The following is a 10,366-nucleotide window of genomic DNA, read 5'->3' on the forward strand; positions in this document are numbered from 1 at the left end:
GGCAGGGGTGGGGGCAAGCGGCCTCGAACACTGTCACGGCGTTGAAGCCGTCATGCCCCCATCCCGACCTTCCCCCAGAGGGGGAAGGAGCAAAAAACCGACAACCCAGGAAACCCCATGAGCGCAGTTCTTTCCATCGACCGCAGCGCGGCTTCGCAGCCGCTGAAGCTCAACCCGAACCCGAAGCAGAAGTACTGGTTCGACCCGGTTCCTCCGCGCACCACCATTCAGGCCGAGCGCCGCCACCGGCAGGAGCGCCTCGCGGGCGCCTTCCGCCTGTTCGCGCGCTTCGGCTTCGCGCAGGGGCTGGCGGGCCACATCACGGCGCGCGACCCGGAACTCACCGACCACTTCTGGGTGAACCCGCTGGGCATCCATTTCTCGCGCATCAAGGTGTCCGACCTGCTGCTGGTCAACTCGAAGGGCGAGACCGTCATCGGCGACAGGCCGCTGAACAAGGCGGCCTTCGCGATCCACGCCGCCATCCACGAGCACAACCCGAAGATCATCGCCGCCGCCCACACGCATTCGACCTACGGCAAGGCCTGGTCCACTCTGGGCCGCAAGCTCGACACCATCACGCAGGACAGCTGCGTGTTCCACGACGACGTGGCGCTGTTCGACGACTTCACCGGCATGGTGGTCGACACCAGCGAGGGCGACCGCATCGCGCAGGCGCTGGGCGACAGGAAGGGCGCCATCCTCAAGAACCACGGCATCCTGACTGCGGGCCCCACGGTGGAAGCCGCGGCCTGGTGGTACATCGCGCTGGACAACGCCTGCCACACGCAGTTGCTGGCCGAGGCCGCCGGCAAGACGCAGCCCATCGACGAGGCCACCGCTCGCCACACGCACGACCAGATCGGCGGGCCCGAGGGCGCCATCCATTCCTTCGACAGCCTCTATGTAGGCCTGGTCGAGGCCGAGCCGGAACTGCTGCTGTGAGTTGGAGCGCCATCCACATGAACTTCGCTTCCCGCCGCCGCTTTCTCGTCCAGGGTGCGGCCGTCGCCGCTGCCGTCGCAGTGCCCAGTGTGGCCTTCGCCCAGGCGCGTCCGGTGCTCAAGGCCGGCGACCAGAAAGGCGGGCTGCGCGCACTGCTCGAAGCGGCCGGCGGCCTCGAAGGGCTCAACTACGACATCCAGTGGTCGGAGTTCCCGGCCGCCGCGCCGCTGGCGGAGGCGCTCAACGCCGCCGCCGTCGACTCGGGCCCCATCGGCGATGCGCCGCTGATCTTCGCGCTGGCGGCCGGCACGCGCGTGAAGGCCATCGGCGCGAACCGTTCCGACTCCTACGGCACGGCCGTGCTCGTGCGGCCCGATTCGCCGCTGAAGACCGCCGCCGACCTCAAGGGCAAGAGCGTCGCGACCAACCGCGGCTCCATCGGCCACTACGTCACGCTCAAGGCCATCACCTCGGCCGGCCTCAAGCCGCAGGACGTGAACCTGCGCTTCCTGGCGCCGGCCGACGCCAAGCTCGCGCTCACCCAGGGTTCGGTCGATGCCTGGGCCACCTGGGAGCCCTACACCGCGCTGGCCGAGGTGAGCCGCCATGCGCGCGTGCTGGTCAGCGGGCGCGGGCTGCTGCCGGGGCTGAGCTACCTCGCGGCCACCGACAGCGCCATCGCGGCCAAGCGGCCGGTGCTGCAGGACTTTCTGCAGCGCGTGGTGAAGGCGCAGCTCTGGTCGTACCGCAACGTCGACGCCTACTCGGCGGCACTGGCGCGGATCATCGGCATTCCGCCCGAGGCGGCGAAGCTGCAGTTCGAGCGCCGCCAGCAGAAGTGGGTGGCCATCGACGCGCAGGTCATCGCCGACCAGCAGGGCACGGCGGACTTCTACCGGCAGGTGGGGCTCATCAAGCAGCCGCTGGACGTGAAGGGCACCTTCGACACCGGCTTCGGCGTGGCCGGCTGACTGAGACCGCAAGCGCTGCGCGGGACCGTAGCTGAGTCCAAGACTCGCGTAGTTGCGTCCCCGGGGCGCGGTGTTGCGCTGGGTAGAGTCGTCGCATGACTTCCTATGCCATTTCCCCCGCACCCGTCCATTCGCTGCCCATTCAGGGAGAGCAGGCTCGCTTCCCGGTCAACCGCATCTTCTGCGTGGGCCGCAACTACTCCGAGCACGCCCGCGAGATGGGCCACAACCCCGACCGCGAGCCGCCGTTCTTCTTCATGAAGCCGGCCTCGGCCATCGTGGCCGACGGCGGCGAGTTCGCCTATCCGCCGCTGTCGAACGACGTGCACCACGAGATCGAACTGGTGGTCGCGCTCAAGACCGGCGGCGCGAACATCGCCGCGGCCGATGCGCTGGGCCACGTGTACGGCTACGCCGTCGGCCTGGACATGACGCGCCGCGACCTGCAGGGCGAGGCCAAGAAAATGGGCCGCCCCTGGGACACCGGCAAGGCCTTCGACGGCTCGGCACCCTGCGGCGAACTGGTGCCAGTGGCCAGGGCCGGCCATCCGGCCAAGGGCGAGATCCGCCTCGATGTGAACGGCGCCCAGCGCCAGGTGGGCGACCTCGCCGACATGATCTGGAACGTGCCCGACACCATCGCCTACCTCTCGACCCTGTTCACGCTGCAGCCCGGCGACCTGATCTTCACGGGCACGCCGGCCGGCGTGGCGGCCGTGCAGCGCGGCGACCGCATGCGCGGCACCGTGGCGGGCGTCGGCGCGCTGGAAGTCGCGGTCGTCTGAGCCTGAAGACCGCGCGCCCATCGGATCTGCCGGGCGTGGCCGGTTCGCCGGCCCGCAAGTTGGCGTACCCTCGCAGGCGAAAGACGAAGACGCCTGCCCCGATGCGCTCCTCCCCACCCACGTCAGTCCGAACCTACGGCATGCAAGAGCGTGCCGACCATCTCGATTTCGACATCCGCTTCCAGGGTGCGCGCAACGAGCTCACGCTGCCGCACCGGCATGCGTACTTCCAGATCCAGATCGGCATCGAGGGCAGCTCGCAGCAGTCCATCGGCGGCGAGGTGCGCCCCTTCGGGCCGCGCCACCTGAGCTTCGTGCTGCCGTACCGGGTGCACGTGATCCCGCATCCGCCCGAGGCGCTGTACTGCATCGTCAACTTCGACCAGCGCTTCCTGTGGCCTGAGCTCGACGTCGACGCGCTCGACCTGGAAGACGTGCCGCTGGCCCGCCACCCCGACCTTGCGCCCTTCCTGTTCCAGGAGTACGTCGACTTCGCCTTCGACGAAGCCGACTTCGCGCGCATCCGGGGGTGGCTCGACGAGCTGCATGCGCTGAATACGAGCCGCAGCTTCGGCGCCAAGACGGCGATGCGCGGCATCCTGCAGCAGGTCATCGGCCTGGCCTGCATGCGGCAGGAGAACGCGCTGATGCGCCTTTCGCTGCAGCACGACGGCAAGACGTCGCAGCGCGACGCATTGCAGCGCGTGGTGCGCTACGTGCGCGACAACCTCGACAAGCCGCTGTCGCTGACCGACGCGGCGGCGGCAGCATTCCTTTCGCCCAACTACCTCGCCAACCTGCTGCGCAAGGAAACCGACCGCACCTTCACCGACCTGGTGACCGAGCGGCGCATCGAGCGCGCGAAGGAGCTGTTGTCCTCCACCTCGCTGCTGGTGCGGGAGATCGCGCACCAGTGCGGCTTTGCCGACGAGGCGTATTTCAACCGCCGCTTCCGCCAGGTGGTGGGAAGCACGCCGCGCAACTTCCGGCGCGAGCACGTGGTGGGCAGGGGCGGCTAGGCGCTGCCGCGTTCCGCCGCCCGCGCAAGCCGAGACAGGCGGCTCGCCAGCGGCTCGAAGAGTTCGCCCGGCGTGTTTCCATAGCCCAGCACCAGCCCGTTGTCCGACGGCATCGGCCGCATCGCGAAGGCCGACAGCGGCGTGGGCGCGATGCGATGGCGCAGCGCCTCGGCGGCGATCTTCCGGTCGTCGAAGCGCTCGGGCAGGCGAACCGTGAGGTGCATGCCGCAGTGGCCGCCGTCGATCTCGTGCGGCACCTTGAAATGCTTTTCGAGCGCGAGTCGCAGCGCCTGCTGGCGGTCGCGGTAAAGCCTGCGCATGCGGCCCAGGTGCCGGCTGAACTGGCCGCTCTCGATGAAGTCGGCCATGGCGAGCTGCTCGTAGCGGTGGCCGCCGCGCAGCATCTCTTCCAGTGGCGTCTGCACGGCGGACACGAGCCGCTCGGGCAGCACGAGAAAACCCAACCGCAGCGACGGGAACATCGTCTTGCTGAAGGAGCCGATGTAGAGCACGGGCGCGTCGTCCACCAGCCCCTTCATCGCGACGATGGGCTCGCCTGTGTGGCGGTACTCGCTGTCGTAGTCGTCCTCGACGATCCAGGCGCCGTGCCGCCGGGCCTGCGCGATCAGCTCCAGCCGGCGCGCGATGCTCAGCACCGAGCCCACCGGGTACTGGTGCGATGGCGTGGTGTAGACCAGCCGTGGCGGGTGCTTGCGCCAGTCGCGCTCGCTCACGCAGAGGCCTTCGGCATCGACGCGCATGGGCACGATGCGCATGTCGCCCGCATGCATGGCGGCCTTCGCGCCGCGGTAGCCCGGGTCTTCGACCCAGCCGGTATCGCCGGGGTTTGCCAGCAGCCGCACGCACAGCGAGATGGCCTCCTGCGCGCCCTCGGCGATGACGACCTGCCGCGCCTCGCAGCGCACGCCGCGCGTCACCGACAGATGCCGCGCGATGGCCGAGCGCAGCGCCGGCTCGCCCAGCGGATCGCCATAGCTCAGTGCCAGGGAGCCGCCGCTGCGGATCGCACGGTCGAGCGAGCGCCGCCATGCGGCCAGCGGAAAGTGCGACAGCGCGGGCACGCCGGGGCGCAGCGCGGCGCCTGTGTCGGCGCGTGAAAAGCTTGGCGCGATCTTCGCGAGGCGCTGCGCGGTGGCCGGCGTGCCGGGCTGCTTGCCCGCACGCTCACGCTTCGATGGCGCCAGCGACGAAAGCTCGGTCACGCGGGTGCCCTGCCGGTCGGGCCGCACATAGCCTTCGGCCGCCAGATGTTCGTAGGTCGCGGTGACCGTGTTGCGCGAGATGCCGAGCGCCTCGGCCAGCGCGCGCGAGCCGGGCAGGCGGCTGCCGGGTGCGAGGCTGCCGTCGAGAACGGCTCTCTTGAGCCGGTCGTGGAGCTGGCGCTGCATCGGGCCGGCTTCGGGCTCCCGGGAGAGCGGCGAGTCGAGCAGGGCGGAAGAGGGGGAAGGGCGTGAAGGGTGATCGGAGCGTGGCACCATGAAATTGCTCTTTCATGGCACTTTTCGCGGCGCCACGTTGGCGGTACTTTAGCGGTCTTCGGCTTCGCCGTTCACTCTCTCACTCTCTCTCTCTCTCTCTCTCTCTCTCTGCAACGAAAGCGCCTTCATCCATGTCAGCCCGCCAGAACGAGTTCGGCCAGTCCATCGGCCCTGATCTGCCCGGATGGACGCCGCGCGCCCAGCCGCCGCGTCGCGCAGTCGAGGGCCGCTTCTGTTCGCTCGAACCGATCGATGCCGGGAAGCACGCCGGCGACCTGCACGCCGCCTACGCACAGGCTCCCGATGGGCGCGACTGGACCTACCTCGGCGTGGAGCGGCCTGCCGATCTCGATGGCACTCGGGCATATATCGAGCGCATTTCCAGGAGCACCGACCCGCTGCACTTCGCCGTCATCGACCGGCAAAGCGGCCGCGCCATGGGCTCGCTGGCGCTGATGCGCATCGACCCGGCCAACGGGGCCATCGAAGTGGGCACCGTCAACTTCTCGCCGCTGCTGAAGAACACCCCGATGTCCACCGAGGCGCAGTTCCTGCTGATGAAGCTCGCCTTCGACGAGCTGGGTTACCGCCGCTACGAATGGAAGTGCGACAACTTCAACGAGCCCTCCAAGCGCGCGGCGCTGCGGCTGGGCTTTAGGTACGAGGGGCTGTTCCGCCAGGCGGTGGTCTACAAGAGCCGCGGCCGCGACACGGCGTGGTTCTCGATCATCGACAGCGAGTGGCCGGCGTTGCGCACCGCCTTCGAGCGCTGGCTGGCGCCCGGCAATTTCGACGAGCAGGGGCGTCAGCGCATGTCGCTCGACAAGTTCAGGCTGCCATCCGCCTGATGCCCTGAGCCGGGCAGGCTACTTGCCCGGCTTCTGCGCCTGCTCGCACTCGACCTGGATCAGCTCGCGCTCGTCCAGCGTCGCGCCGATGCGCACCGCGCTCAGGCAGCCGCCCCACACGCAGCCGGTGTCGGTGGAAAGCAGGTCTGGCCGCGAGAGCCAGCCCAGCGTCGACCAGTGGCCGAAGGCGACGGTGGCATTGGCCGTCCTGCGCCCGGGCACGTCGAACCACGGCATGTAGCCCTCGGGCGCGGTGGCGGCGCTGTCCTTGGCCTCGAACTCCATAACGCCGTCGGCAGTGCAGAAGCGCAGCCGTGTCAGCGCGTTGACGATGGCGCGCAGGCGGGCGCTGCCGGTGAGCGTGTCGCTCCACCGGGCGGGCTCGTTGCCGTACATCGACATCAGGAATTCGCCCAGCGCCGGGCCGCGCAGCACCGATTCGACCTCGGAGGCGAGCACCAGCGTCTGGCCCACCGTCCATTGCGGCACTACGCCCGCGTGCACCATCAGCAGGTCGCCGCTGCCTATGCGCATGTGCAGCGCCATGTGCTGCCGGCGCAGCCATTCGAGCAGCGCCTCGGCGTCCGGCGCGGCAAGAAGCTCGCCCAGCGTGTCCTTGCGGCCGGCCTTGCGCGCGCCATGCGCCACGCCCAGCAGGTGCAGGTCGTGGTTGCCCAGCAGGCTCAGCGCCGAGGCGCCGTAGCCCTGCACGCGGCGCAGCACGGCCAGCGAATCGGGGCCCCGGTTCACCAGGTCGCCCAGCAGCACGAGGGTGTCGCGGCTGGGGGAGAAATCGATCTTCTGCAGCAGCCGCTGGAAGGGGGCGTCGCAGCCCTGCAGGTCGCCAATCAAGTAAAGTGCCATTCCCCCATTCTCTCCCTCAGTTCATGGACGTCCTCCTCCTGGCTTTGCTGACCACGCTGAACGCGTTGTTCGCAATGTCCGAAATGGCCCTTTCCACCAGCCGGCGCGCACGCCTCGCCGCATTGGCCGAAACGGGGGACGCCGGCGCGGTGGCCGCGCTGAAGCTGATGGAATCGCCCACGCAGTTCCTCTCGACGGTGCAGATCGGCATCACCTCCATCGGCATGCTCAGCGGCATCGTGGGCGAGGCGGCCTTCGCGGAACCGCTCGGCGTGTGGATGGAAGGCCTGGGCATGGGCCGGGGCACGGCCAGCATCGTTTCGACGGCGGCGGTCGTCACCTGCATCACCTTCTTCACCATCATCTTCGGCGAGCTGGTGCCCAAGCGCATCGGCCAGCTCTACCCCGAGCCGGTGGCGCGCTGGGTGTCGCGCCCCATGCGCGGGCTGGCCAAGGGCGCCAAGCCCTTCGTGTGGCTGCTGGCCGGCGCCACCGCCACCACGTTGAAGGTTCTGCGCATCGACGCCAACGCAGCCCGCTCGGTGACCGAGGAAGAAATCTCCGCCAGCCTGGAAGAGGGCGTGGACGCAGGCGTCATCGAGCAGCACGAGCACCAGATGGTGCGCAACGTGTTCCACCTCGACGACAGGCGCCTGTCGTCGCTGATGATCCCGCGCGCCGACATCGAATGGCTCGACGCCTCCTTCACCGTGCAGCAGGCGCTGCAGAAGGTGGCCGACGCGGGCGCGCTCAATCTGGTGCATTCCTGGTACCCGGTGTGCCGCAATTCGCTGGATGACGTGGTCGGCGTGATCAGCGTGGCGCACCTGCTGCGACTGGGCCCCGCGCACCCCGGCGTGCTCGGCCAGGAGGCCACGCCCGCGGTCTTCGTGCCCGAGACCCTCACCGGCATGGAACTGCTGGAGCAGTTCCGCGCCCGCGCCGGCCGCCTCGTGTTCGTGGTCGACGAATACGGCGTGGTGCAGGGCCTCATGACCCCGCGCGACCTGCTCGAAGCCATCACCGGTGAACTGCAGCCCGGCATGCAGACCGACGCCTGGGCGCACCAGCGGCCCGACGGCATCTGGGAGCTCGACGGGCTCATGCCTGTGTCGGAGCTGCGCGCGCGCCTGGGCATCCGCGAGCTGCCCGACGAGGAACGCGGCCGCTACAACACCGTGGCCGGCCTGCTGATGGCGGTGTCGGGCCATCTGCCGGAGGTTGGCGAGCAGATCGACTGCGCCGGCTGGTGCTTCGAGATCGTCGCGCTCGAAGGCCGCCGCATCGACCGCGTGCTGGCCTCGCCCGATCCGACCACGCCGCCCAGGGAAGAGTAGGGCGCGGGCCATGCTGTCGCTGCAGGCTCTCAGCTGTCCCCAATGCTCCGCGCCATTGCCGCGCGCCGCCCGTTGGCGCACGGTGAACTGCAGTTACTGCGGCGCCACCGTGGTGCGCGGCCAGGAGATCGTCGAGCGTGAGAGCTTCCGTGCCGCATGGCGCAGGGCCAATGCCGATGTGCCCGGCGGGCGCATTCTTGCGTGGCGCGGTGCGCACTACCGCGTGCTCGCGCCGCTGGCCACCGGCGAGCACAGCGAGGTTCTGCTGGCCGAGCGCCTTGGCGCGATGCCCGCGCGTGTCACTTTCAAGCTCGCGCGCGACACTTCGGCAGACAGCGTGCTGCAGCGCGAGTTCACCGTGCTTCAGGCTCTGCAGGATCTCTCCGTGCCTGGCGCGGCCTACTTCACCCGCCGCCTGCCGCAACCGCTGGGCACCGGTGTGGCCGAAGGACTGGCGAGCGCAATGAGCGACGGCTCCCGGCAGGCGCTGGTGCTGCGCCACCCGACCGGCTTCTGGGGCAGCCTGCAGGACGTGCAGCAGGCCAACGCTCAGGGCATCGACCCGCGCCATGCCGTCTGGATCTGGCGCCGCATGCTGGAAGTGCTGGCCTTCGTGCATGGTGCCGGCTGGACGCACCGCGACCTGTCGCCCGCGCATGCGCTCGTGCATCCACGCGACCATGGCGTGCTGCTCGTCGGCTGGTCTCGCGCCCAGCAGGCCGACGGGGCGACTCACGATGCGGCCGCGGCTCGCGACCTCATGCAGTCCGCCTGGGCCGTGCGCGCCGTGCTGCATGGCGGCGCGGCCGGCGAGCCTGGCCTGGGGGCCAATACGCCGGCACCGCTCGCTGCCGTTCTGCGTGAATTCAGCGAGGACGCCGCCGCATGCCGGCGCCTCGGCGCGCAAGGGATCGAACAGGCGCTTTCGGCGGCGTCGCGAGAGGCCTTCGGCGCGCCCAGGTTCGTTCATTTCGACCCGGCACCGCGCGGCGGTGCCTGAGCCGCAACAACAATCAAGTCACCAAGAGGAGAGAACTCCATGGGCTACGGAAACTACTCGCACGCCGCACACACGGCGCTCATCGCCGACCGCGCCGCGAGGCCCGGCGCGGAAGTCTTCACGCAGCGCTCCACCCATCCGCTGATGAACCCGCAGGGGCTCAAGGTGCGGGAGTCGCGCGACAACGCCGATCATCCGAACTCGCTGGGTATCGCCTTCGCGCTCGACGTGACCGGCTCCATGGGCGACATCCCGCAGACGCTCGCGCGCCGCGAGCTGCCCACCTTCATGAAGCTGCTGACCGATTGCGGCGTGCCGGACCCGCAGCTGCTGTTCATGGCCATCGGCGACGCGAACTCCGACCATGCGCCGCTGCAGGTCGGCCAGTTCGAATCGACCGCCAACCTCATGGACCAGTGGCTCACCTGGAGCTACCTCGAAGGCGGTGGCGGCGGCACCGGCGAGGAAAGCTATGAACTCGCCTTCTACGTGATGGCGCAGCACACCGACATGGACTGCTGGGTCAAGCGCAAGAAGCGCGGCTACCTGTTCGTGACCGGCGACGAACTGCCGTACCCGGCCGTCTCGCGCCACCAGATCGAAGGCCTCATCGGCGAGAAGCTCGACGAGGACATCCCCATCGAGGAAGTCATCGCCGCCGCGGCCGAGACCACGCACCTGTTCTTCCTGATTCCCGACGCGCAGCGCCGCCGCCGCTGCGAAGGCCGTTGGCGCGAGCTGCTGGGCGACCATGTCATCTGCATGGACTCGCCCGACGACGCCTGCGCGGTGGCCGCCGGCATCGTCGCGCTCACCGAGAAGGCCGTGCCCAGCCTCGAGGCGCTGGCCGGCGTGATGAGCGCCACCGGCATGGAAAAGGAACGCGTGGGCGGCGTGCTGCACGCGCTCGACGCCTACGCCGCGCTGCTCGACCTGAGCTTCGAGGACCGCTACGTGGACCTCATCGCGCAGGGCATCGACGTGGCCATCCGCATGGGCAAGCTGGCCGATTCGTCACTGGGCGCGCGCTACCTGGGCGTCAACCCGTGGGTGATGGTCGCTTCGCCCGCCTACCTGAAGAAGCACGGCACGCCGAAG

Annotated in this window: 9 protein-coding genes and 1 pseudogene; 8 read left to right on the forward strand and 2 right to left on the reverse strand. The window is 69.4% G+C overall.

Features of this window, described 5'->3' with window-relative positions; genetic code table 11:
• Positions 1 to 117 precede the first annotated feature (117 nt).
• The 4 genes from QMO14_RS17775 to QMO14_RS17790 all read left to right on the forward strand — a co-directional run bounded on the left by QMO14_RS17775 (position 118) and on the right by QMO14_RS17790 (position 3,720).
• Complete coding sequence (locus QMO14_RS17775; RefSeq protein ID WP_301508740.1) at positions 118 to 945, forward strand: class II aldolase/adducin family protein; 828 nt, start codon at positions 118 to 120, stop codon at positions 943 to 945.
• Positions 946 to 962: 17 nt separating this feature from the next.
• Entirely contained in the window at positions 963 to 1,916 is a 954-nt protein-coding gene (locus QMO14_RS17780) for an ABC transporter substrate-binding protein (protein WP_301508741.1), read from the forward strand.
• Between the two features lie 95 nt (positions 1,917 to 2,011).
• Positions 2,012 to 2,701 (forward strand): fumarylacetoacetate hydrolase family protein, encoded by a 690-nt coding sequence (locus QMO14_RS17785; RefSeq protein ID WP_301508742.1) that lies wholly within the window; start codon positions 2,012 to 2,014, stop codon positions 2,699 to 2,701.
• Positions 2,702 to 2,841: 140 nt separating this feature from the next.
• Entirely contained in the window at positions 2,842 to 3,720 is an 879-nt protein-coding gene (locus QMO14_RS17790; protein ID WP_301508743.1) for an AraC family transcriptional regulator, read from the forward strand.
• On the opposite strand, the gene QMO14_RS17795 is transcribed toward QMO14_RS17790, so the two are convergent.
• Complete coding sequence (locus QMO14_RS17795) at positions 3,717 to 5,219, reverse strand: PLP-dependent aminotransferase family protein (RefSeq protein ID WP_301508744.1); 1,503 nt, start codon at positions 5,217 to 5,219, stop codon at positions 3,717 to 3,719. The two genes, QMO14_RS17790 and QMO14_RS17795, sit on opposite strands and share 4 nt — an antisense overlap.
• 131 nt (positions 5,220 to 5,350) lie before the next feature.
• On the opposite strand from QMO14_RS17795, the gene QMO14_RS17800 reads away from it, so the two are divergent.
• Positions 5,351 to 6,067, forward strand: coding sequence for a GNAT family N-acetyltransferase (locus QMO14_RS17800; RefSeq protein ID WP_301508745.1), 717 nt, complete (start codon positions 5,351 to 5,353; stop codon positions 6,065 to 6,067).
• 18 nt (positions 6,068 to 6,085) lie between these two features.
• Here QMO14_RS17800 and QMO14_RS17805 read toward each other — a convergent pair whose 3' ends face one another.
• Positions 6,086 to 6,931, reverse strand: a complete 846-nt coding sequence (locus QMO14_RS17805) for a symmetrical bis(5'-nucleosyl)-tetraphosphatase (protein ID WP_301508746.1) — start codon at positions 6,929 to 6,931, stop codon at positions 6,086 to 6,088.
• A 23-nt stretch (positions 6,932 to 6,954) separates the two neighbouring features.
• Between QMO14_RS17805 and QMO14_RS17810 the strand changes: the two genes are divergently transcribed.
• The 3 genes and pseudogenes from QMO14_RS17810 to QMO14_RS17820 all read left to right on the forward strand — a co-directional run.
• Complete coding sequence (locus QMO14_RS17810) at positions 6,955 to 8,268, forward strand: hemolysin family protein (RefSeq protein WP_301508748.1); 1,314 nt, start codon at positions 6,955 to 6,957, stop codon at positions 8,266 to 8,268.
• An 82-nt stretch (positions 8,269 to 8,350) separates the two neighbouring features.
• Entirely contained in the window at positions 8,351 to 9,268 is a 918-nt protein-coding gene (locus QMO14_RS17815; protein ID WP_301508749.1) for a lipopolysaccharide kinase InaA family protein, read from the forward strand.
• Between the two features lie 927 nt (positions 9,269 to 10,195).
• A pseudogene (locus QMO14_RS17820) lies at positions 10,196 to 10,366 on the forward strand (LysR substrate-binding domain-containing protein); the annotation flags it as partial.

The organism is Variovorax sp. CAN15, assembly GCF_030462475.1.
Lineage (GTDB): Bacteria > Pseudomonadota > Gammaproteobacteria > Burkholderiales > Burkholderiaceae_C > Variovorax.